This is a genomic window from Nonomuraea wenchangensis (genome assembly GCF_900111685.1).
GTDB classification, from domain to species: domain Bacteria; phylum Actinomycetota; class Actinomycetes; order Streptosporangiales; family Streptosporangiaceae; genus Nonomuraea; species Nonomuraea wenchangensis.
Genome location: NZ_FOHX01000009.1, coordinates 88958 through 111605, shown reverse-complemented (window position 1 = coordinate 111605; position 22648 = coordinate 88958). Strand labels below are relative to the sequence as shown.

Genomic DNA, 22648 nt, shown 5'->3' with positions numbered 1-22648 from the left:
GCAGGTCTGGCCCGTTCATGCGCCGAGGGGGCGGCATGAGCAGGGCGTCCCGAGCGCACCAGCGCCTCGCGGTCCGCTACTTCGACGACCGCATCCTGCTCACAGACACCTGCGCATGGGCGTATTTCCGCCTTCCGACGGTCAGCTACGAGTTCGTCACTCCCGAGGAACGGGAGGCGCTGGCCACCAACATCACGATCGCGCTGGCCGCGATCCGGATGCCCGACGCCGAGGTCCATCTGCGGGTGGCGCACCGCACCTACCCGGCGGCCGAGTGGGCGATGGCGCTCAACGCCACCTCGGACGAGGGTCCGGGCTGGCGCGACTACCTGGAGGAGATGTACCGCCACGTCTGGGCGAAGGACTTCTGGACGAAGGAGGTCTATCTCGGCGTACGCCTGGGCCCGCGCGGCAAGCAGCTCGGCAGCGGCGTGCTCGCCCAGCTCCTCGGCTTCTACCAGAAGACCGAGAAGTCGCTCGGCATGACGGACGACCACGTTCCCGACAGCGAGATCGGCCGCTGGACCGAGCAGGCGGAGCGCCTCGGCCGGGCGCTCGCGTCGAGCGCCCTCTACGCCCGCCACGCCACCTCCGTCGAGGTGGCGTGGCTGTTCCAGCACGCGGCGGCGGGCGCGTCTGGCGACGCGCCGCCGTCGGCGAGCCCGCGCAGGCGGTGGGGGCGGGGCGAGATCGAGACGCTGGTCGAGGGCGAGATCCACAACGGCAGGAGCCTGCTGCGGATCGTGCAGCCGCAGGGCGACTCGTACGTGGCCAACCTGTCGTTCGCCCGCTTCCCCGACCTGATGCCGTTCCCCGACGGCGAGCCGTGGATGCACTTCGCCGACCAGCTCCCGTTCCCGGTGGAGATCTCCTCCAGGATGCGGCTGATCCCGCCGGTGAAGGCGTCGAAGGACGTGGCGCGCAAGCTGGCGCACGCCCGCGACATGGACCACCACATCCGTGAGGCGGGCGCGGAGGCCCCGCTGGCGCTGGCCGAGCAGATCGACGCGGCCCGCATGCTGGAGCACGGCATCACCAAGGAGCGCCTGCCCTTCGTGTACGGCTGGCACCGGCTGATCGTCTCGGCCCCGACCGAGGACATCTGCGTGCAGCGGGTGGAGGCGGTGGTCGAGCACTACCGGGACATGGGCATCGACGTGGTCAACTCGACCGGCGACCAGTTCTCGCTGTTCTGCGAGTCGCTGCCGGGCGAGAAGGTACGCGTCAACGCCTACGCCCAGCGCCAGCCGCTGCGCACGATCGCGGGCGGCATGGCCACGGCCACCGTCGATCTCGGCGACCGGCTGGGGGAGGGCAGCGAGGGCTGGCTGGGCCCGTACATCGGGGAGACCGTCGGCAGGGCCCGCAGCATCGTGCACTTCGACCCGCTGGTGGCGGCCACCCGCAACCGGCCGACGGCCATCGCGATCACCGGCGAGCCGGGCGGCGGCAAGACCACGCTCGCGCTGCTGATGATCTACCAGATGGCGCTGCGCGGGGTCACTGTCGCGGTGATCGACCCCAAGGGCGACGCCGAGTCGCTGGTGCGGCTGCTGGACAAGCGCGGGCGCAAGGCCCGGGTCATCCCGCTGGGCTCGGCGGCGCCGGGCCTGCTGGACCCGTTCTCGTTCGGGGACGACATCGCGGCGAAGAAGACGATGGCCACCGAGACGCTGCGGCTGCTGCTGCCGCGCATGTCGGAGGAGCGCGAGTCGGCGATGATCCAGGCGGTCGCCGCGATCTCCAACCAGCCCGACCCGTCGCTCGGCAAGGTCGTCGACCACCTGGAGCAGGCCGACGACCCGGCGTCGAAGAACCTGGGCGCGGTGCTGCGCTCGATGTCGGAGATGCACCTGGCCCGGCTCTGCTTCGACCCCTCGGGCGGCGACCAGATCGACACCGAGGGGTGGACGACCGTCTTCACGCTGGGCGGCCTGACCCTCCCCGACGTGGCCACGACCAGGGAGGACTACTCGTACGAGCAGCGGCTGTCGGTGGCCCTGCTCTACCTGGTGTCGCAGTTCGCGCGCAGGCTGATGAACGGCCTCGACCGGCGCGCCCCCAAGGCGATCTTCCTGGACGAGGCGTGGGCGATCACCTCCACGCCCGAGGGCGCCAAGCTGGTGCCCGAGGTCAGCCGGATGGGCCGCTCCCGCAACACCGCGCTCGTGCTGGTCTCGCAGAACGCGGGGGACCTGCTGAACGAGCAGGTGACCAACTGCCTGTCGTCCGTGTTCGCGTTCCGGTCCACCGAACGGGTGGAGGTGACCCACGTGATGTCCCTCCTGGGGGTGGAGGCGTCGGAGGAGCACAAGGCCGTGCTGCGCTCGCTCGGCAACGGCGAATGCATTTTCCGCGATCTGGATGGCAGGGCCGGCCGTATCGGAGTAGACCTGGTTTCCGACGAGCTTCTTCGCTGGCTCGACACGAACCCGACACACGACAAACCCGATCGCGACGGGCATGATGATCTTCAAGGGGGCGTGGGCAGGCCGCAGGAGGTACGGTCATGAAGATCCGGCTATCCCGACGACTGGCGCTGGCGCTGGCGCTGGTCACCGGCATCCTCGTGGTGCCGCTGGTCGTGGGCGGGCTGTCCGCGCCGGCCGCGGCGGCACCGTGCGACCTTTCCGGGCCGCTCACCCCCGAGGTGGTGGGCGGCGGCACCGACGGGCTCATCCAGGCCCCGACGCCGGCCGGCGCCCAGGCGGGCGCCCCGGTCACCAACTACGGCCAGTTCGGCATGAGCGGCCAGTTCTGGCACACGCACGAGCTGGGCTGCGGCGACTACGTCGCGGTGCTCGGCAACATGTGGGCCAACGGCATCTTCACCGCGGCCAAGGCCATCGACCGGCTGACGATCACCACTTACCAGGCGGCGGCCACCGAGGGACCGCTCCAGGCCATCAAGGACGTCGTCGACGACATCGTCACCAACCTGGCCAACGCCATGTACTGGCCGTTCCTTCGGCCGATCGTGATCCTCGGCGCGATCTGGCTCGCCTGGTACGGCCTGATCCGCAAGCGCGCCACCACGACCGCCGAGGGCGTCATCTGGATGGTGCTCGCGGTCACCGTCGCGACCTGGTTCTTCAGCCGTCCCGGCGACTTCACCGGCCTCGGCAAGGTCGTCACCGACAAGACCGGCGAGGTCGTCAACTCCGCCTTCTCCGGTCTGCCCGGCGCGGGCGGCGCGTCCTGCCTGCCGCCGCCCGGCCAGACGAGCGCCGAGCTCAAGCCCGGCGGCTACGGCCAGGTCGGCACGCCCGGCGTCGAGCAGAACGCCGACGCGCTGTGGTCCACGCTGGTCTGCAAGCCGTGGCTGGTGGGCCTGTTCGGCACCGCCGACCCGCAGCAGCCGATCGTGCGCGACTGGGGCCGCAAGGTCCTGGAGATGCAGTCGATCCCGCCCGCCGTGGCCGGGCAGGCGGCCCCCGACGTGGGGGCGCGCCAGCAGGAGTACGCCTCGCTGGCCGACAAGCTCAGGAACGACCCCCGCTACACGGTCTTCTCCGGCCGCGACTGGTCCAACCGGCTCGGCGTGGCGGTCGGCGCGTTCATCGCCGCCATCGTGGCGGGCCTGCTCATCTTCCTGGTGGCGGTCTCGCTGCTGGTGCTCAAGGTGGGCTTCCTGCTGCTGCTGATCATGGGGCCGGTGTTCCTGCTCATCGGCGTGCATCCGGGCAGCGGCCGGATCATCGCCATGCGCTGGGTGGAGATGCTCGTCGGCACGCTGCTCCGGCAGGCGGTGCTGACACTGGTGCTCGGCGTGCTCGTGTACGGCTACGCGCTGATCATCTCCACGACCATGCCTTGGGGCATGCAGGTGCTGTTCATGGCCCTGCTGACGATCGCGGTGTTCTTCTACCGGCGTCCGTTCCAGCATCTGTTCGCCTCGCTCAACGGTCACACGGTCGCCACCCGGATGCTCGGCGAGGCCGCCAGCTCGTCGGTGCTGGAGCGGTCGGCGGCCGTGCTGCCGCCGGTCGCCTCGGCCCGCATCGGCCGATGGGGGCTGCGCAAGGCCGAGCCCGCCATCCGCGCGGCCGCCGCGGCGAGCGGCGCGGGCGCGGGCGCGGCAGCGGTGGCCTCGACGGCGGGGCAGGCGCGCGTACGGGCTGAGGAGGGCGACGCCGCCGCGGCGGGCACCCGCATCCCGGCCACGGCCGCGCCGCTCGACACCGACGCCCAGGGCGGCAAGGCGGGCGCGCGGGCGCCGCTGGAGCCGCGCCGCGGCACCGCGCCGCCGCTCAACCTGGGCGGCGCGGCCCGCTCCGGCGGCGCCGCCGCGGGGCCGCGCGTGAGCGGCGCGGGCGGGCCCCGGGTGGGCGGCGCGAGCGGCCCGCCCAGAGCGGCCTCCGGGGCGCCCTCGGGCGGCTCAGGCGGCTCTTCGGGCGGCTCCGGCAGCTCGGGTGGCTCCGGCGGTGGCGGCTGGTTCGGCGGCGGGTCGGGCGGGGGCTGGGCCTCGCGCGGCGGCTCGTCAGGCGTACGCAACGGCTCCGCCCGCAGCTCCAGGTTCGGTGGCTCCGGCGGCTCCGGCTCCGGCGGCGCCCGGTCGCGCGGCTCCGGCGGCGGCCTCTTCGGCGGGTCAGGCGGATCGGGCGGATCAGGCGGGTCAGGCGGATCGCGCGGGTCGGGCGGCGGCTCGAACGGCGGGGGCGGCAGCCTGTTCGGCGGCGGCTCGCGCAACGGAGCCCGGCCGAGCGGCGGCTCACGCGGCTCCGGCGGCCCCGCCCGCCCCTCCGGCGGCTCGCGGATCTTCGGCGGCTCCGACGAGCCGGCCTCGCGCGCGTCCGAGGCCCCGCCTCTGTGGCTGCGCGGCAGCGGCCGCAACGGCGGTTCCGAGGAGACGTCCGTGCCGTTCTGGCTCAAGCCGAACAGCTCCGACAAGGACTAACAAGGACGGAACATGGCGCAGCCAGGTGACAGGCGGGGTGCCGCCTTCGCCGTCATCGTCGTGATCATCGCCGCGGTCGGCATCTACCTCATGTGGGCGGACTGGGGTGACCCGCCCGAGCAGCAGCCGCAGGCCGCACCGCCCACGCGGGTGGCGATCGTCACCCCGACGCCGCTGGCGACCGCGAGCAACGCGCCGTTCGACGTCTACGACTACCTGCCGATGAAGAAGGAGCAGCTCGCCGCGGCGGCGGACCTCGCCGAGCGCTTCACCGCCGTGTACGGCACCTTCCGCTACGACGAGGACGCGGCGGCCTACGCCGCCCGGCTGAAGGCGTACACGACGCCCGAGCTCGGCGCCCTGCTGACCCGCACGGTGACGTCGGCGGGCGCCGTCGAGCAGAACCGCGCCGACGAGCTCGTCTCCCGGGCGACGGCCAAGCTGAAGGAGATCAGGCAGGTCGGCAAGGGCTCGATCGTCTTCGTCGTGACCGGCAACCGCCAGGTCACGGCGAAGAGCGGCGACAAGCTGCTCACCGAGGAGTACGCGGTGACCGTGAGCGAGTCCGGCAGCGACTGGTGGGTCTTCGACATCATGCCCGCCGACGAGGGCCAGGACGGTGACACCGGGTGAACGTCTCGCGCACGCGCCTCGTCCTCCTGCTCGGGCTGGCCGGGGCGCTCCTGCTGGTGGCGGTCATCGTCTCGCCGATGCTGCTGATGTCGCTGCCCTCGTTCATCAGCGACGGCCGCACCTCGATCGACTGCACCGACGACGCCCAGGTCGAGGAGGTCTCCGACACCGCCACCTCGGACATCCCCGACGACTACCTGAAGCTCTACAAGGAGTACGGCAAGAAGATCGGTGTCCAGTGGAACATCCTGGCCGCCGTGGGCAAGCGTGAGACCGACCACGGCCGCTCCACGCTGCCCGGCGTCCGCAGCGGCACCAACTCGGCCGGCGCGGCCGGGCCCATGCAGTTCCTCATCTCCACCTGGGGCGGCAAGGCCAGGGTGCCGGTGGAGACGCCGTTCACCGGGTACGCCTCCGACGGCGACGGCGACGGCATCGGCGACGTCTACAACCCGGCCGACGCGATCCTCGGCGCGGCGCGCATGCTCAAGCGCAACGGCGCGCCGGAGAACGTGCGGCAGGCGCTGTTCGTCTACAACCGCGCCTGGTGGTACGTGGACCAGGTCGAGGAGATCGCCAGGAAATACGCCAAGTCCGGCGACGTGAAGGTGCCGCCGCAGGCGGAGGAGGAGTGCGACGAGCCGCTGATCGAGGCCGCGCCGACCACCGTGGTCGCCAAGATCCTGGCGTACGCGCTGGCGCAGCGCGGCAAGCCCTACCTGTGGGGCGGCACGGGGCCGGACGCCTTCGACTGCTCGGGGGTGATCTACGCGGCGTACCGGTCGGCGGGGCTGCAGATCCCGCGTACGACCTTCGGGCAGTGGCCGTTCGGCGTCCGCGTGTTAGAGGGCCAGGAGCAGCCCGGTGACCTGGTGTTCTTCAACGCCGGGCCGGGCACCTCGGCGAACAACCCGGGGCACGTCGGACTCGTCGTCTCGAAGGGCAAGATGCTGGAGGCCCGGTGCACGCTGTGCGGCCCCATCAAGGTGACCAGCTACTCCGCCCGCGGCAACCGCATCGGCTTCACCCGTCCGCTGCAGAACCCCGCCGTCCTCGACCAGCTCCAGAAGCTGCAGAATCCTGCCCTGTGAGGTACCTCAACGCATGAGCGTGATCGTGGTCGTGGCCGCCGTGATCGTCGACCCGGCCGGCCGGGTGCTGGCCGCCCAGCGGGCCGAGCCGCCGACGCTCGCCGGCGGGTGGGAGTTCCCCGGCGGGAAGGTGGACCCCGGCGAGGGCGAGGAGGAGGCGCTGGTCCGTGAGTGCCGTGAGGAGCTCGGCGTGGAGATCACGGTCGGTGAGCGCGTCGGCGGTGACTGGCCGCTCTCCCCTGGGTACGTGATGCGGGTCTGGCTGGCCACCCTCGCCTCCGGCACGCCCGAGCCGAGGGAGCACCTGGCGCTGCGCTGGCTGGCGCGGGACGAGTACTACGACGTCGAATGGCTCGGGGCGGACCTGCCCGTCATGAAGACCGTGGAGAGCATGCTCCCGGCTGATTGAGCCCTCTCTCTCTGTGACACAATGGTTACTAGGCGTGATTACGGGTCATGTGTCACAGCGGGGGAGTTGGGCGATGCGTCGTGGCTGGATGCTGGCCGGGGTGGTGATCCTGGCCGCCGCGCCCGCCGTGCCGGTGGCGGCGAGCGGGGTGTCGCTGGTGCTGGAACGGGTGGACGCGGTCCAGGACGGCGTGGGCAAGTGGATCCGTACGGGGGACACGCAGCGGTTCCGGGTCCGCGTCAACGGGATGTCCTTGGGCGGTGGGCGGGTAGCCGTGGCGGCCAGTCCCGTCGCGGCGCTGTCGGTCAGCTGCGGGAGTCTGCCGATCACGGAAAGTGACGCGCTCGCTCCGGCTCCGGCTCCGGGGGCGGGGTGGCTCGCCGACCGCGCGCTCACCTTGGCGGGGGTCAGCGAACGGGATGACGCGGCGGTGGTGCCCGCGGCGCGGGTGTGCCGGCTCGGGAACGCGACGGAGGCGCGTTCGGTGGACGTGACGGTGACGGCTCCGGAAGGGGTCGGGGAGGTGGTGGTGGCCGCCGTCGCCAAGGTGCGTCCTGAGGCGGCCGGCTCCGCCGCTGAGATGCTGGAGAAGACGGTCATCACGCCTGTCGTGAACGCTGATGGGTCGGGGGTTGGAGCGCCGGCGGCCGAGGGTGCGGCGCCGGGAGTGGCTGACGAGGGTCGCCGGAGCCTGTTGGTCCCGGCCGGTTCGGACCAGGTGGCGGTCGCCGCCGCCACTTCCCGATGCGCGCCGGCGGACCGCTGCCCGTCGCTCGGCCCCGACCAGCCCGCACAACCGAACGCCGAGCTCGCCACGGGCAATGCCGTGCCGGGCCGGCCGAGCGGTGAGCAGTCGCTGCTGCCGGGCGGAGAGCAAACGGTCAGCTCGGGGGCTGAGCAGCCGGTTCGGCCCGTGGTGGGGCGGCAGACGGCGCAGACCAGGCACACCAGGCAGGCGACGCGGAACGGGCGCGTCAGGCAGGCCAGGCAAGTGGGGCACGGGCAGCAAGTCAGCACGGAATCCCGCGCCCTCCCACAGGCGCAGGCCGGCTCGCTGGCGCTGGGTATCCCGCCTGCGCAGGCTGTCCCACCGGCGCAGGCTGTCCCGCCGGCGCAGGGTGTCCCATCCGCGCAGGCTGTCCCGCCCGCTGGGGCCGTGCCGCAAATTCGGACCGCGCCACAGAGGCGCACAGGGGCAAGAGGGCGGGCCGTTCAGTCCGCGCAGACGGCACCAGGAGCGCCGGCCGTGCCTTCCGTGGAGGCTGCCCCGAGAGCGCAGGCCGCGATTCCCGTGCAGGCCGTGCCGCCCGTGCAGGTGCCCGGAGCTCAGGGTGTAGGCGGGCTTGGAGGGGCGCAGCAGGTTCAGGGTGGGCAGGTGCCGCAGGGGTCTGGGCAGACGCTTTCTGGTCTGCGGTTGCCGGAGGTGGCAGGGGGCGACGCGATGTTGGACGTTCCGCCGGGCGTGGCCGGGGAGCTTCCCGGGGACGGCCCGTTCGTGCCGCCGGCGGGCGGCGGTGGGCTCGCGGCGCCTCTGCCCATCGAGGTACGAATGGCGCATGACCGGCCACAGCCGGTGGCCGCTGTGGTCAATCCGTTGAAGGGAAGCTTCGGACACGTGCTCGCCGTGACAGCTGTTGCTACTCTCCTAGCAGGGCTCTGGGGAATTGTCACGGTACAAAGGCGTAGCAAGCGCAAGATACTGCGGTAAAACGGGCTTTACTGTTACTTTGACCCGACTAGTATTCCCTTGACCATGGTTCCGGGACTACGCGGAGGGCACTGGTGGCACGCACGCGAGCGACAGCCGTCTCCGCCATCGTCTTGGCGCTCGGCCTCGCCGGGGTCGGCGCGACGCCGTTCATCGTGCAGAGCGCCAGCGCCTCCGTGGCGTTCGACCCGGTCGAGCCCTGCGACGCGGGCGACACCACGTGCCAGAACGACCCCCAGACCACGGTCACGGTGACCACCACGTTAGGCACGCCGGAGCCGACCGACGTGCCGGAGACGACGATCACCAAGACGGTGACGGCGTCCCCGACGAAGAAGACCACCGCCCCCACCAAGAAGCCCACGACGGCGCCCGCGACCACGCAGGCGCCGGAGCTGCCCACCCAGGCCGTCGCGCCCCCGACCACCACTCAGGCCGAAGAGCCGCCGGTGATGCCCACCGCGACCACCGCGACGGAGGAGTCCCCGGTCGCGATCCCGTCCGTCGCCCAGGACACGCCGACGACCGCGCCGAGCGAGACGCAGGTCGCCTCCTCGGAGGAGGTGCCGCTGGAGCTGCGGGCCGCCGCGCCGGAGTTCGATGAGAAGACGCTGACGCAGAAGCTCAGCATCCCGGCGCTGGTGCTGGTGCTGCTCGCGCTGTTCGCGGTGCTGATCTTCGAGGGGCGGCTGCGGCGGATGGCCCACGCGGCCGCCGTGCGCAAGGCGGGCCCGCCGACCGGCGCGGCCGGCTATCCGCCCCCGCCGGGCGGCCCTGGCTACCCGCCTCCGCCGGGTGGCCCCGGCTATCCGGCCGGCCCCGGGTACGCGACCGCGGGCTTCACCGCTCCCGGTTATCCGGGCGGTACGGCGTACGCGCCGATCATCAGTTTCGTGCCGGTGCAGACGTATTCGAGCGGCCCGGTGCAGTACGCCCCGGTGTACCAGGATCCCGGGCACCCCTACCCGCCGCAGGGCTACGAGCAGGAGCCGCCCGTGGCTCCGTCCGAGCCGCCGCCCGTGGTGCTGCACCCGGACGACTACAGCCACGAGCCCGTCCAGGAGACCCAGGAGGTCGAGGAGGCCGGGGCGGCGAAGGACTACCGCGACCCGTTCGAGCCGCTGGTCCCGCCCGCTCCGCCGGCGGACATCCCGCCGGGCGGGGGCGCCCCGGTGGACGACGGCCACGAGCACCCGCTCGGCCCGGCCGCGGCGGCCGAGTCCGGCGACTCCGAGCCGTGGCAGCAGGCGCCCGCCGGGTCGCTGTTCCAGCCGGCCCAACCGTACGTGCCCGCCGACGGGGAGACGACGATGGTCCAGCCGGAGCCGACCAGGGAGCTGCCGGAGGAGACGCGCAAGCGCTTCGGCCGCCACGCCAAGGACTGAACGCATGAAGAAGGGGGCCGGTGCGGAAACCGGCCCCCTTCTTCATGCGCGGGTCACGACTTGGCGCGACGGAAGATCTTGTCGCCCAGCCACACCAGCGGGTCGTACTTCCGGTCCACCACGCGCTCCTTCATCGGGATGAGCGCGTTGTCGGTGATCTTGATGTGCTCGGGGCAGACCTCGGTGCAGCACTTGGTGATGTTGCAGTAGCCGAGCCCGTGCTCGGACTGCGCCGCCTCCTGCCGGTCGGCCACGTCGTACGGGTGCATGTCCAGCTCGGCGATCCGCATGAGGAAACGCGGCCCGGAGAAGTTGGCCTTGTTCTCCTCGTGGTCACGGATGACGTGGCAGACGTTGTTGCACATGAAGCACTCGATGCACTTGCGGAACTCCTGGGACCGCTCGACGTCGACCTGCTTCATCCGGTATTCGCCCGGCCGTACGTCGGCGGGCGGCGTGAAGGAGGGGACCTCCCTGGCCTTCTGGTAGTTATAGGACACGTCGGTGACGAGGTCCTTGATGACCGGGAACGTCCGCATCGGCGTGACCGTGATGGTCTCGTCCTCCGAGAAGGTGGACATCCGGGTCATGCAGCCCAGCCGCGGCTTGCCGTTGATCTCCATGCTGCACGAGCCGCACTTGCCGGCCTTGCAGTTCCACCGTACGGCGAGGTCGGGCGCCTGCGTCGCCTGGAGGCGGTGGATGATGTCGAGGACGACCTCGCCCTCGTTGACCTCCACGGTGAAGTCCTCGAGTTTGCCTTCGCCGCCCTCACCGCGCCAGACCTTGAACTTTGCCTTGTAGCTCATGACTTCTTCGCTATCCCGTCGAACTCGGCCATCTCTTCGTCGGTGAGGTACTTCTTCAGCTCGTCCCGGTCGAACAGGGTGATCAGGTCGTCCCGCATGGGGGGCTGTTCCTTCTCGACCACCTGCACCGAGGAACCGTCCTCGCTGGAGCAGACGAGCAGCTTGCGCCGCCACTCCGGGCTCATGCCGGGGAAGTCGTCGCGGGTGTGCCCGCCGCGGCTCTCCTCGCGCAGCAGCGCGGCCCGCGCCACGCACTCCGACACGAGCACCATGTTGCGCAGGTCGAGCGCGAGGTGCCAGCCGGGGTTGTAGATGCGGGTCCCGCCCGCCCCGACCAGGCGTACGCGCTCCTTGAGCTTCTCCACGGTCTGCAGCGCCTCGGCGACCTCGTCGGCCTTGCGGATGATGCCGACCAGCTCGTTCATCGTCCGCTGCAGCTCGTGGTGCACCTCGTACGGGTTCTCGCCGCTGCGGCCCAGAGGGGCGAGCGCCTCCTCGCGGGCCGACTCGACGGCCTCCGGGCTGACCTTGGGCCGGGCGGGAAGCCCGTCCACGTACGCCGCCGCGCCCGCGCCCGCCCGCCGCCCGAACACCAGCAGGTCGGACAGCGAGTTGCCGCCCAGCCGGTTGGAGCCGTGCATGCCGCCGGACACCTCGCCGGCCGCGAACAGCCCGGGGACGTCGGCCGCGCCGGTGTCGGCGTCCACCTCGACGCCGCCCATGACGTAGTGGCAGGTCGGGCCCACCTGCATGGGCTCGGCGGTGATGTCGACGTCGGCCAGCTCCTTGAACTGGTGGTGCATCGACGGCAGCCGCTTCTTGATCTCCTCGGCGGGCAGCCGGGTGGACACGTCGAGGAACACGCCGCCCTGCGGTGACCCGCGACCGGCCTTGACCTCGGCGTTGATCGCGCGGGCCACCTCGTCACGGGGCAGCAGCTCGGGCGGGCGCCGGTTGTTGGCCTGGTCGGTGTACCAGCGGTCGCCCTCCTCCTCGGAGGTCGCGTACTTGTCCTTGAAGACGTCGGGGATGTAGTCGAACATGAAGCGCTTGCCCTCGGAGTTGCGCAGCACGCCGCCGTCGCCACGGACGGATTCGGTGACGAGGATGCCGCGCACGGACGGCGGCCAGACCATCCCCGTGGGGTGGAACTGGATGAACTCCATGTTGATGAGCTTCGCGCCGGCCAGCAGGGCCAGGGCGTGCCCGTCGCCGGTGTACTCCCAGGAGTTGGAGGTGACGACGTACGACTTGCCGATGCCGCCGGTGGCGAGGACCACGGCCGGGGTGTCGAAGAGGACGAGGTTGCCGGTCTCGCGCCAGTAGCCGAACGCGCCGGAGATGCGCTCGCCGTCCTTGAGCAGCCGGGTGACCGTGCACTCGGCGAAGACCTTGATGTAGGCCTCGTAGTCGCCGTGGTTCTCGTAGTCCTCCTGCTGCAGCGCCACCACGCGCTGCTGGAGGGTGCGGATCAGCTCCAGGCCGGTACGGTCGCCCACGTGTGCGAGCCGCGGGTACTCGTGACCGCCGAAGTTCCGCTGGCTGATCTTGCCGTCCTTGGTGCGGTCGAACAGCGCGCCCCAGGCCTCCAGCTCCCAGACCCGGTCCGGAGCCTCCTTGGCGTGCAGTTCGGCCATGCGCCAGTTGTTGAGGAACTTGCCGCCGCGCATGGTGTCGCGGAAGTGCACCATCCAGTTGTCGTCCGGGTTGACGTTGCCCATCGCGGCGGCGGCGCCGCCCTCGGCCATGACGGTGTGCGCCTTGCCGAACAGCGACTTGCAGACGATCGCCGTCCTCTTGCCCTGCTGCCGGGCCTCGATCGCGGCGCGCAGGCCCGCTCCGCCCGCGCCGATGACGACGACGTCGTATTCGTGACGTTCGATTTCCACTGGTTGATCCTTTTAGGCGAACGGGAAGGCGATGATGCCCTTGGCGACCATGCGGACGTAGAAGTCCGCGATCATGACCGAGAACATCGAGGCCCATGCGAGCTGCTGGTGCTTGGCGTTGAGCTTGGAGACGAACGTCCAGGCCCGGTAGCGCAGCGGATGACGGGAGAAGTGGTTGAGCCTGCCCGCGGTGATGTGCCGGCACGAGTGGCACGACAGCGTGTAGGTGTTGATGAGGACCGCGTTGATGACCAGGATCCAGGTGCCGAGGCCGAGAGGCTTGTGGACGAGCGCCAGCACGGCGTCGTAGGCCAGGACGAGGCCGATCAGGATGGCCGCGTAGAAGAAGTAGCGGTGGATGTTCTGCAGGATCAGCGGGAAGCGGCGCTCACCGGTGTACTTGCCGTGCGGCTCCTGCACCGCGCACGCGGGAGGCGACAACCAGAACGAGCGGTAGTACGACTTGCGGTAGTAGTAGCAGGTGAGCCGGAACCCGCCGGGCAGCCCGAGGATGAGCAGGCCGGGCGGCAGGGTGTACCAGTCACCGATCGGCGCCCACCCGAACAGCCGCGCGCCCTCGACACAGGAGGACGACAGGCAGGGTGAGGCGAACGGTGCGATGTACGGATCGACGAAATAGCTGTTGTCGATGATCGCCCATACACCGTAGACAAGAAACGAGCTGAGCCCGAGAAATGTGAGCAGTGGGGCCAGCCACCATCTGTCGGTGCGCAGGGTGCGCACCTTGACTTGCGCACGCTGCCTTCTGACCGGTGCTTCGGGCGTCGTCTGGGTCATCGCGGACCTCTCCACCTCCCGCGGACCCGTCGCGCTGGGGGGTCCGTGGTTCGTTTCACTGGGCGCGCGTGCCGGCGGTGCTCGCCGCTCCAGGCGCGCATTGGTGGGGGATACGTTACGACGGTCGCATCTCGATTTGTGAGCGGGGTCACTCACTTTTTCGATGACCGGCTGTGATTCCTGTCACGTAGCCCGTCAGGGCCGCTACCCGTGAGCCGGCAACTTAACCACAGTTACGAAAAAATCGTCTATCTGGCGCACAACCCGGATGAACTGGTCAAAATCGACAGGCTTGGTGACGTACGCGTTGGCGTGCAACCGGTAGCTGTGCAGGATGTCCTCCTCCGCCTCCGACGTGGTCAGGACCACCACCGGGATCGTGGCCAGCACCGGGTCCGCCTTGATCTCGCTCAGCACCTCCAGCCCGCTCATCCGCGGCAGGTTGAGGTCGAGCAGGATGAGGTCGGGGCACGGCACGTCCGCGTAGCTCCCCTCCCGCCGCAGGAACGCGACCGCCTGCTCGCCGTCGTTGACCACGTGCAGCCGGTTGCGCACCTTGTTGAGGTCGAACGCCTCGCGGGTCAGCAGGATGTCGCCCTGGTCGTCCTCGACCAGCAGCACCTCGATCGCGCGTCCTTCACTCATCGGGCCTCACTCATCGGGGCCTCCCGCCGGCGGCAGCGTCCATCGGAACGTCGAGCCCCCGCTCTCCCCGGCCGCGTCCAGCCAGAGCTGCCCGCCGTGGAACTCGACGATCTTGCGGCAAAGCGCCAGCCCGATGCCGGTGCCCGGGTACACGTCGCGGGCGTGCAGGCGCTGGAAGATCAGGAAGATGCGGTCGGCGTACTTGGGCTCGACGCCGATGCCGTTGTCGGCGCAGCTGAACTCCCACATCCCGCCGTCCCGCCGGGCCTCGATGTGCACCCGCGGCGGCTCCTCGGAGCGGAACTTCACCGCGTTCTCGACGAGGTTCTGGAAGAGCTGGGTGAGCTGCACCCGGTTGCCGTGGATCGCGGGCAGCTCGCCCCTCGTCACCGTGGCACCGGTGTCCTCGATCGCCGCCGAGAGGTTGTCCAGCGCCTGGTCGAGGGCCGCGCCGGAGTCGACGGTGGTGCGCGACCCTGTGACCCGGCCGACCCGGGAGAAGTCCAGCAGGTCGTTGATCAGGAGCTGCATGCGCTTGGCGCCGTCCACGGCGTAGTGGATGTATTGGCGGGCCCGGTCGTCGAGCTGCGGGCCGTAGCGCTGCTCCAGCATCTGCGTGAAGCTCGCGACCTTGCGCAGCGGCTCCTGGAGGTCGTGGCTGGCCACGTACGCGAACTGCTCCAGCTCGCCGTTGGAGCGGCGCAGCTCCTCCGCCTGGTCGCTGGCCGTCCGCCAGGCCGAGACGATGCGCCCGCGCATGGCGTCGACATGGCTGGACAGCTCCGCCAGCTCGGCCGGGCGGTCCACGTGCAGGGCGTGGTCGAAGTCGCCGGCCGCCACCGTACGCACCTGCTCGGTGAGCTGGCGGATCGGCTTCAGCACGGCATAACGCACCATGAACGCGAGCCCCACCCCGCAGGCCAGCAGCACTGCGAACAGCACGATCAGCGCCACGTTGAGCCGCTGGACCTGGGCGTCCACCTCGGGACTCGCGGACAGGGCCCGGGTGTCGGCGATCAGCACCATGGTGGCCCCGACGCCGGCGGCGAAGGCCGTGCCCGCCACCGCGCCGGTGAACAGGAACCAGCGGGAGAGCGGCAGCCGGCCGAGCCCGGTCGGCTCCCTGGGCGGCGGCAGAGGATTGATGATCATGTGGCTCTCCTGCTCACGACGACGACGGCGAGGTCGTCGCTCAGCGTGCCCGCGTGCCGGATCAGCCGGTCGAGGTCGACCGCGCCGTGCTCGCGTACGAGGCCGACCAGGCCGTCCACCCCCAGCAGCTCGTCGCGGTCGCCCACGGCCGCCTCGATCAGGCCGTCCGTGTAGAACATGATCGACCACTTGTCGCCCAGCGGCACGTCGAGCACCGACCACTCGGCGTCGGGGAAGATACCGAGCGGCGGCCCGGACGGCCCGCCCTCCAGCGCCTCGACCGTGCCGTCGCGCACCAGCACCGGCGGCGGGTGCCCGACCACCCGCATCCGCGCGCTGCGCAGGTCGGGGGCGATCGTCGCGGTGCACAGCGTGGTGAAGATCTCCGGCGCCTTGCGCTCGGCCCGCAGCAGCGTGTCGAGCGTGCGCAGCAGCGTGTCGCCGGTCTGCCCGGCCAGCACCAGCGTGCGCCAGGCGATGCGCAGGGCCACGCCCAGCGCCGCCTCGTCGGGGCCGTGCCCGCACACGTCGCCCACCACCACGTGGAACGCGCCGTCCGGCGTCTGCACCGCGTCGAGGAAGTCGCCCGCCAGCGTGCCGCCGCTGCCCGGCAGATAGCGCGTCAGGTGCTCGATCGCGTCGGACGCGATCAGGGGGCTCGGCAGCAGGCCGCGCTGCGTGCGGGCGTTCTCCTTGGCGATCAGCTCCGTCTGCACCAGCCTGAGCTGGGTCTGGTCGGCGCGTTTGCGCTCCATCGCGTAGCGGATGGCGCGGGTCAGCAGGGGCGCGTCTATGTCCTGCTTGACCAGGTAGTCCTGGGCGCCCGCCGAGACGGCGGCGACGCCGACGTGCGCGTCGCGCAGCCCCGTGAGGACCAGCACGGCGGCGTGCGGCGCCATGGCCAGGACCTCCTCAAGCGCCTCCAGCCGGGTGGCGTCGGGGAGCGACAGGTCGACCAGCACGCACTGGATCCCGGGTGTCAGCTTCGCCCGCGCCTCCTGAAGACTGCGCGCACGGAAGATCCGCGGCGGCGCCGCGGCCTCCTGGAGCAGCTCCTCGACGAGGAAGGCGTCGCCGTCGTCGTCCTCCACGAGGAGCAGCGTCAGCGTCTCGCTGAGATGTGCCGTCAACCTTCCGCCTCACCGCGCGATCGGGATCGTTGCTGCTCATTCTGCGATGAGCTCCACCCCTTGCGGAAGCGTGCCCTCGACCCCGGCCTCCACCACGAACGACAGCAGCACGCCGCGGAACGCCTGCGCCGCCGTGGTCGGCTCGACGTCCTTGCGGTGCGCGAGCGCGATCGTCCTGCTGAGGCCCGGTGGCGCGAGCGGGGTGCCGGCCAGCCCCGGCCGGCCGTCGAGCACCATGGACGGCACCACGGCCACCCCCAGCCCCGCCTCCACGAACCGCAGCACGGCGTCCATCTCGCCGCCCTGCACCGCGAAGCGCGGCTCGAAGCCCGCGTGCCGGCAGGCGGCCAGCGTCGCCTCGCGCAGGTCGTAGCCGCGCCGGAACATCACCATCGGCCGCCCGCGCAGCTCGCCGATCTCCATGTAAGGCCGCCTCGTCGGCTCGTGCGAGGGCGAGACGACCACGAGGTTCTCCCGCAGGATCTCTTCGGTCACGAGGGCCGGGTCGTCGCTCTGCAACGGCATGATGATCAGCGACAGGTCGAGCTGCCCGCGGGCCAGCGCCCGCACCAGGTCGCGCGAGCCGCCCTCCTCGACCAGCAGCTCGATCCCCGGATAGGCCCGGTGGAAGCGGGCCAGCGCGTCGGCGAGCAGCCCGGCGCAGAGCGACGGCGTGGCCCCGAGCCGCACCCGGCCCCGGCGCAGCCCGGCGAGCTGGGCGACCTCCTGCCGGGCGGTGTCGGCGTCGGCGAGCATGCGGCGGGCGAGCGGCAGCAGCGCCTCGCCTGCCGGGGTGAGCGTGACGTTGCCCCGGGCGCGGGAGAACAGCGGCGCGCCGAGGTCGGTCTCCAGGGCCTTGATCTGCTTGCTGAGTGAGGGCTGGGCGACTCGCATGCGCTCGGCGGCCTGGGTGAAGTGCCTGGTCTCGGCGACGGCCACGAAGTAGGCGAGTTGTTGCAACTGCATGTGATTTTCCTCGCACCGGCCGACCGTATGGTGATGAAAAGACCGGCCTTACCAGCATCATAGCTGACGGCTATCGAAACCAGATCGTTGATGACTTGGACGGATCGTACCTGCGTACCTACCGTTCGAAAGTGTGACTGCCACGATTGAGCGCGGCGCAGCCACCGCGCCAGTACCCGCTCCCAAGAGCACTCCAACGCGTAAGCGGCCCGGAGGGTTCCTCCGCTCGTCGAACGGCAAGAAAGTCGTCATGGCCGTCACGGGCGCCGTGATGGTGCTGTTCCTCGTCGCCCACATGGCGGGGAACCTCAAGATCTTCCTCGGCAAGGACTCCTTCAACGAGTACGCGCACGCGCTGCGCACGCTGTTCGAGCCGCTGCTGCCGTACCGGACCGCGCTGACCATCCTCGAGATCGTGCTGGTCGTCTCGGTCCTCGCGCACATGTGGGCGGCGATCTCGCTGGCCCGCCGCGCCGGCCACGCGCGGCCCGTCAAGTACGTCGCCAAGAAGTCGCAGGCGAACGGCTACGCCACGCACATCATGCGCTTCGGCGGCCTGACCATCGCGCTCTTCGTCGTCTGGCACCTGCTCGACCTCACCTTCGGCGTCGTCAACCCCAAGGGCTTCGACTCCGCGCCCGCAGACCGCATGGTCGCCGGGTTCGACCCGTCGCGCTGGTGGGTGACGCTCATCTACATCGTGGCCGTCGTCATGGTCGGCCTGCACCTGCGGCACGGCATCTGGAGCGCCGTGCAGACGCTCGGCTGGGCCAACCGCGCCCGCTACAAGGCGCTCAAGGGCACCGCCGCGCTGGTCTCCGTCGTCCTGGTGATCGGTTTCCTGGCCCCGCCCCTCGCGATCACGTTCGGAGTTGTGAAGTGAAGTACACCGAAGGCGCGCCGATCCAGGACACCAAGGCGCCCGCCGGGCCCATCGAGGAGCGGTGGGAGAAGCGCAAGTTCTCCGCCCGCCTGGTCAACCCGGCCAACAAGCGCAAGCTCGACGTGATCGTGGTCGGCACCGGCCTGGCCGGCGGCTCGGCCGCCGCGACGCTGGGCGAGCTCGGCTACAACGTCACGTCCTTCTGCTACCAGGACTCCCCGCGCCGCGCCCACTCCATCGCCGCCCAGGGCGGCATCAACGCCGCCAAGAACTACCGCGGCGACGGCGACTCGATCTACCGGCTCTTCTACGACACGGTGAAGGGCGGCGACTTCCGCGCCCGCGAGTCCAACGTCTACCGCCTCGCCCAGGTCTCGGTGAACATCATCGACCAGGCGGTGGCGCAGGGCGTGCCGTTCGCCCGCGAGTACGGCGGCCTGCTCGACACCCGCTCCTTCGGCGGCGCGCAGGTCTCCCGTACGTTCTACGCCCGCGGCCAGACGGGCCAGCAGCTCCTGCTGGGCGCCTACCAGGCGCTGGAGCGGCAGATCGCGGCCGGCACGGTGACCATGCACACCCGGCACGAGATGCTCGACGTGATCGTCTCCGAGGGGCGGGCGCGCGGCGTCATCGTGCGCGACATGGTGACCGGCGAGATCGAGCGGCACCTGGCCGACGCCGTGGTGCTCGCCACCGGCGGCTACGGCAACGTGTTCTTCCTGTCCACGAACGCCAAGGGCTGCAACACCACCGCCATCTGGCGGGCGCACGAGCGGGGCGCGTACTTCGCCAACCCCTGCTACACGCAGATCCACCCGACCTGCATCCCGGTCTCCGGCGACTACCAGTCGAAGCTGACCCTGATGTCGGAGTCGCTGCGCAACGACGGCCGCGTCTGGGTGCCGCTGCGCAAGAACGACGAGCGCGCCCCCGGCGACATCCCCGAGGACGAGCGCGACTACTACCTGGAGCGCATCTACCCGGCGTTCGGCAACCTGGTGCCCCGCGACATCGCCTCCCGGGCCGCCAAGAACGTCTGCGACGAGGGCCGCGGCGTCGGCCCCGGTGGCCTCGGCGTCTACCTGGACTTCCGTGACGCCATCGACCGCCTCGGCCGCGACGCCGTCGAGAAGAAGTACGGCAACCTCTTCGAGATGTACGAGCGCATCACCGGCGAGAACCCGTACGACGTGCCGATGCGCATCTACCCCGCCGTGCACTACACGATGGGCGGCCTGTGGGTGGACTACGACCTGCAGTCCACGATCCCCGGCCTGTTCGTCATCGGCGAGGCCAACTTCTCCGACCACGGCGCGAACCGCCTCGGCGCCTCGGCCCTCATGCAGGGCCTGGCCGACGGCTACTTCGTGCTGCCGACCACCATCGGCGACTACCTGGCCGACGGCCCGTTCGGCGAGGTGGACGAGGAGGCGGTCGCCGAGGCGGAGATCAAGGTCCGCTCGAAGATCGACCGGCTGCTGGCCGTGAACGGCACCCGCACGCCCGACTCCTTCCACCGCGAGCTCGGCAAGCTCATGTGGGACTACTGCGGCATGGAGCGCACCGAGGAGTCGCTGCGCAAGGCCCTGGAGCGCATCCCCGAGCTGCGCCAGGAGTTCTGGGAGAACGTCAAGGTCAGCGGCACCGCAGAGGAGCTGAACCAGGTGCTGGAGCGGGCCGGCCGGGTGGCCGACTTCTTCGACCTGGCCGAGCTCATGTGCCTGGACGCCCTGGTCCGCACCGAGTCCTGTGGCGGCCACTTCCGCGCCGAGTCGCAGGACGCCGACGGCGAGGCCCTGCGCGACGACGAGAAGTTCGCGCACGTCTCGGCGTGGGAGCGCACCCCGGACGGCCCGGTGCTGCACAAGGAACCGCTCGAGTACGAGTACGTCAAGATGACCCAGCGGAGCTACAAGTGAACCTGACCCTCAAGGTCTGGCGTCAGAGCGGTCCCCAGGACAAGGGACGGATGGTGACGTACCGGGTGGAGGACATCTCCCCGGACATGTCCTTCCTGGAGATGCTCGACGTCCTCAACGAGCGCCTGATCCTGGAGGGCGACGACCCGATCGCCTTCGACCACGACTGCCGCGAGGGCATCTGCGGCATGTGCGGCATGGTGATCAACGGTGTCGCCCACGGCGAGCAGCGCGCGACCACCACGTGCCAGCTCCACATGCGCCACTTCGAGGACGGCGCCGAGATCACCATCGAGCCGTGGCGGGCGGCCCCGTTCCCGGTCGTCAAGGACCTGGTCGTGGACCGCAGCTCCTTCGACCGCATCATCCAGGCGGGCGGCTTCGTCTCGGTGCCGGCCGGCTCGGCCCCGGACGCGCACAGCGTCCCGGTGCGCAAGGAGGACGCCGACTCCGCCTTCGACGCGGCCACCTGCATCGGCTGCGGCGCCTGCGTGGCCGCCTGCCCGAACGGCTCGGCCTCGCTCTTCACCGCCGCCAAGATCACCCACCTGAGCCTGCTGCCCCAGGGCCAGCCCGAGCGGCTGAACCGCGCCAAGGCCATGGTGGACCAGATGGACAGCGAGGGCTTCGGCGGCTGCACGAACACCGGCGAGTGCACCGCGGTCTGTCCGAAGGGCATCCCGCTGGACACGATCGCCCAGATGAACGCGGACTACCTGAAGGCCAACTCCAAGTAGTCGGGCGGCCTTTGATAGCTGCAACTATGATAGTTGCAGCTATCATTCTCGTCCGCCCTTGGAGAGCGCGTGCTGCCGAAGCCTGATCGTCTCTTCCGTCGTGACCCCGAGTGGGAAGAGCTCGCCGACTTCGCCACCAACCCGGCTAACGGCGCCACGCTGGGTCTCGTCTACGGGCGCCGTCGCCAGGGCAAGACCCTCATGCTCGAACTGCTCGCCGAGGCGACCGGCGGCATGATGTACGCGGCCACCCAGCAGAGCGAGGCCCAGAACCTGGCCGACCTCGGCTCCGCGTACGCCGCCTACCGCGGGCTGCGGCAGCCGGTGACGTTCCGGGACTGGCGCGAAGGGCTGGAGGAGCTGCTGCGGCTGGGCGAGGAGCGGGCGACACCGGTCATCATCGACGAGTTCCCCTACCTGGTCTCCTCGACCCCCGCGCTGCCGTCCTACCTGCAGCACGCGTTGAGCCCGACGGGACACGCGAAGGAACGCACCCGTACCCGGCTGATCCTTTGCGGCAGTGCCCTGACCACGATGGCTCAGCTGCTCGGCGGCGGCGCGCCCCTGCGCGGCCGGGCCGTGCTCGAACTGGTCGTACGGCCCTTCGGCTTTCGCGACGCCGCGTCCTTCTGGAATCTGACGGACGATCCGGAGCTGGCCTTCCGGGTCCACGCGCTGGTCGGCGGCACCCCTGCCTATCTCGAGATGTGCGGCGGATCGGGTCCCGCCGCCCGCGACGACTTCGACCGCTGGGTGCGGCGACGACTGCTCAACCCCGCCTCGGCGATGTTCCGGGAGGGCGGCCTTCTCCTGCGGGAAGAGCCGTCGATCTCCGATCCCACGTCCTACACCGCCGTGCTGAGCGCCATCAGCGCGGGCAGTCACCGGCGTTCCGAGATCGCCGCCGCACTCGGCCGCCCTTCCGGCGGGCTGGCGCACCTGTTGCAGGGTCTTCGCGACATCGGCCTGGTCGAGCAGGTCGATGACGCGCTCCGGGACAAGCGGAGCGTCTTCAAGGTCGCCGAGCCGATCGTCCGCCTCCACCAGCTCATCCTTCAGCGCCGTGAGCCTGAGCTCGTCGCCGGCCGGGCGGAGCGGGTCTGGCGGACCAGCGCCGACACGGTGGCCTCCAGGATCTACGGCCCGCACTTCGAGGACCTCGCCCGCGAGTGGTGCTTCCTGCACGCCTCCAGCGAGACGCTGGGCGGCATCGCCACCGCCGTACGTCCCAGCGACATCCCCTGCCGCGCCCATCGTCAGGGCCACGAGCTGGACCTGGTGATCACCGAGTCGGACTCCTTCGCCGCCGATCGGATCATCGCGATCGGCGAGGCCAAGGCGACGTCCGGGCCCATGGACGCCGGGCAGCTCCACCGTCTGGAGCATCTGCGGGCGCTGCTCCCCGACGCCAGGATCGGGCGGCAGCCCAAGCTGCTGCTGTTCGCCCGCTCGGGCTTCACCGCCGAACTGACGGACTTGGCCCGCGGACGGCCGGACGTGGAACTGGTCGACCTGGCCCGTATGTACACGGGGGAGTAGGCGGCGTACCGTGACTATTTAGTACGTCGCCCGGCATACTAATTAGGTGACATCCGTC

The 22648-nt window shown here is 70.7% G+C and carries 18 protein-coding genes; 10 read left to right on the top strand and 8 right to left on the bottom strand.

Annotated elements, in window-relative coordinates:
- Positions 1–35: 35 nt before the first annotated feature.
- The 5 genes from BMW85_RS26795 to BMW85_RS26775 are packed head-to-tail and all read left to right on the top strand — an operon-like array spanning position 36 to position 7030.
- On the top strand, positions 36–2513 hold the full coding sequence (locus tag BMW85_RS26795) for an ATP-binding protein (RefSeq protein WP_091086615.1): 2478 nt from the start codon (positions 36–38) through the stop codon (positions 2511–2513).
- Positions 2510–4897 (top strand): type IV secretion system protein, encoded by a 2388-nt coding sequence (locus BMW85_RS26790; RefSeq protein ID WP_091086613.1) that lies wholly within the window; start codon positions 2510–2512, stop codon positions 4895–4897. The genes BMW85_RS26795 and BMW85_RS26790 overlap by 4 nt, the downstream gene beginning before the upstream one ends.
- A gap of 12 nt (positions 4898–4909) precedes the next feature.
- Positions 4910–5530 (top strand): hypothetical protein, encoded by a 621-nt coding sequence (locus tag BMW85_RS26785; protein ID WP_091086610.1) that lies wholly within the window; start codon positions 4910–4912, stop codon positions 5528–5530.
- The gene (locus BMW85_RS26780) at positions 5527–6621 is read left to right on the top strand and encodes a C40 family peptidase (RefSeq protein ID WP_091086608.1); all 1095 of its coding nucleotides are present in this window, start codon (positions 5527–5529) and stop codon (positions 6619–6621) included. The genes BMW85_RS26785 and BMW85_RS26780 overlap by 4 nt, the downstream gene beginning before the upstream one ends.
- 13 nt (positions 6622–6634) lie before the next feature.
- On the top strand, positions 6635–7030 hold the full coding sequence (locus tag BMW85_RS26775; protein ID WP_091086606.1) for a (deoxy)nucleoside triphosphate pyrophosphohydrolase: 396 nt from the start codon (positions 6635–6637) through the stop codon (positions 7028–7030).
- Positions 7031–7075: 45 nt separating this feature from the next.
- Here BMW85_RS26775 and BMW85_RS26770 read toward each other — a convergent pair whose 3' ends face one another.
- Positions 7076–7630: a hypothetical protein gene (locus BMW85_RS26770; RefSeq protein WP_091086604.1), complete on the bottom strand. Its 555-nt coding sequence runs from the start codon at positions 7628–7630 to the stop codon at positions 7076–7078.
- Between the two features lie 1182 nt (positions 7631–8812).
- Here BMW85_RS26770 and BMW85_RS26760 point away from each other — a divergent pair.
- On the top strand, positions 8813–10123 hold the full coding sequence (locus tag BMW85_RS26760; protein WP_091086599.1) for a hypothetical protein: 1311 nt from the start codon (positions 8813–8815) through the stop codon (positions 10121–10123).
- Between the two features lie 53 nt (positions 10124–10176).
- On the opposite strand, the gene BMW85_RS26755 is transcribed toward BMW85_RS26760, so the two are convergent.
- From BMW85_RS26755 to BMW85_RS26725, 7 genes are all read right to left on the bottom strand, one after another.
- A complete protein-coding gene (locus BMW85_RS26755; RefSeq protein ID WP_091086596.1) occupies positions 10177–10932 on the bottom strand; it encodes a succinate dehydrogenase/fumarate reductase iron-sulfur subunit in 756 nt (251 codons plus the stop codon).
- Positions 10929–12821: a fumarate reductase/succinate dehydrogenase flavoprotein subunit gene (locus BMW85_RS26750; protein WP_091086594.1), complete on the bottom strand. Its 1893-nt coding sequence runs from the start codon at positions 12819–12821 to the stop codon at positions 10929–10931. Before BMW85_RS26750 ends, BMW85_RS26755 begins: the two co-directional genes overlap by 4 nt.
- A gap of 12 nt (positions 12822–12833) precedes the next feature.
- A complete protein-coding gene (locus tag BMW85_RS26745) occupies positions 12834–13619 on the bottom strand; it encodes a succinate dehydrogenase subunit SdhC (protein WP_091086592.1) in 786 nt (261 codons plus the stop codon).
- A gap of 204 nt (positions 13620–13823) precedes the next feature.
- A complete protein-coding gene (locus BMW85_RS26740) occupies positions 13824–14264 on the bottom strand; it encodes a response regulator (protein WP_091086590.1) in 441 nt (146 codons plus the stop codon).
- A 6-nt stretch (positions 14265–14270) separates the two neighbouring features.
- Entirely contained in the window at positions 14271–15416 is a 1146-nt protein-coding gene (locus BMW85_RS26735; protein ID WP_091086587.1) for an ATP-binding protein, read from the bottom strand.
- Entirely contained in the window at positions 15413–16546 is a 1134-nt protein-coding gene (locus tag BMW85_RS26730) for a PP2C family protein-serine/threonine phosphatase (protein WP_091086585.1), read from the bottom strand. Before BMW85_RS26730 ends, BMW85_RS26735 begins: the two co-directional genes overlap by 4 nt.
- A 36-nt stretch (positions 16547–16582) precedes the next feature.
- Complete coding sequence (locus tag BMW85_RS26725; protein WP_091086583.1) at positions 16583–17512, bottom strand: LysR family transcriptional regulator; 930 nt, start codon at positions 17510–17512, stop codon at positions 16583–16585.
- 250 nt (positions 17513–17762) lie between these two features.
- Here BMW85_RS26725 and BMW85_RS26720 point away from each other — a divergent pair, with 250 nt between their 5' ends.
- The 4 genes from BMW85_RS26720 (at position 17763) to BMW85_RS26705 (ending at position 22590) form a co-directional block, all read left to right on the top strand.
- Positions 17763–18395, top strand: coding sequence for a succinate dehydrogenase cytochrome b subunit (locus BMW85_RS26720; RefSeq protein WP_245775085.1), 633 nt, complete (start codon positions 17763–17765; stop codon positions 18393–18395).
- Positions 18392–20314: a fumarate reductase/succinate dehydrogenase flavoprotein subunit gene (locus BMW85_RS26715; protein WP_091086579.1), complete on the top strand. Its 1923-nt coding sequence runs from the start codon at positions 18392–18394 to the stop codon at positions 20312–20314. Before BMW85_RS26720 ends, BMW85_RS26715 begins: the two co-directional genes overlap by 4 nt.
- Entirely contained in the window at positions 20311–21051 is a 741-nt protein-coding gene (locus BMW85_RS26710) for a succinate dehydrogenase/fumarate reductase iron-sulfur subunit (RefSeq protein ID WP_091086576.1), read from the top strand. Before BMW85_RS26715 ends, BMW85_RS26710 begins: the two co-directional genes overlap by 4 nt.
- Before the next feature lie 69 nt (positions 21052–21120).
- Entirely contained in the window at positions 21121–22590 is a 1470-nt protein-coding gene (locus tag BMW85_RS26705; protein ID WP_091086574.1) for an AAA family ATPase, read from the top strand.
- Positions 22591–22648: the final 58 nt, after the last annotated feature.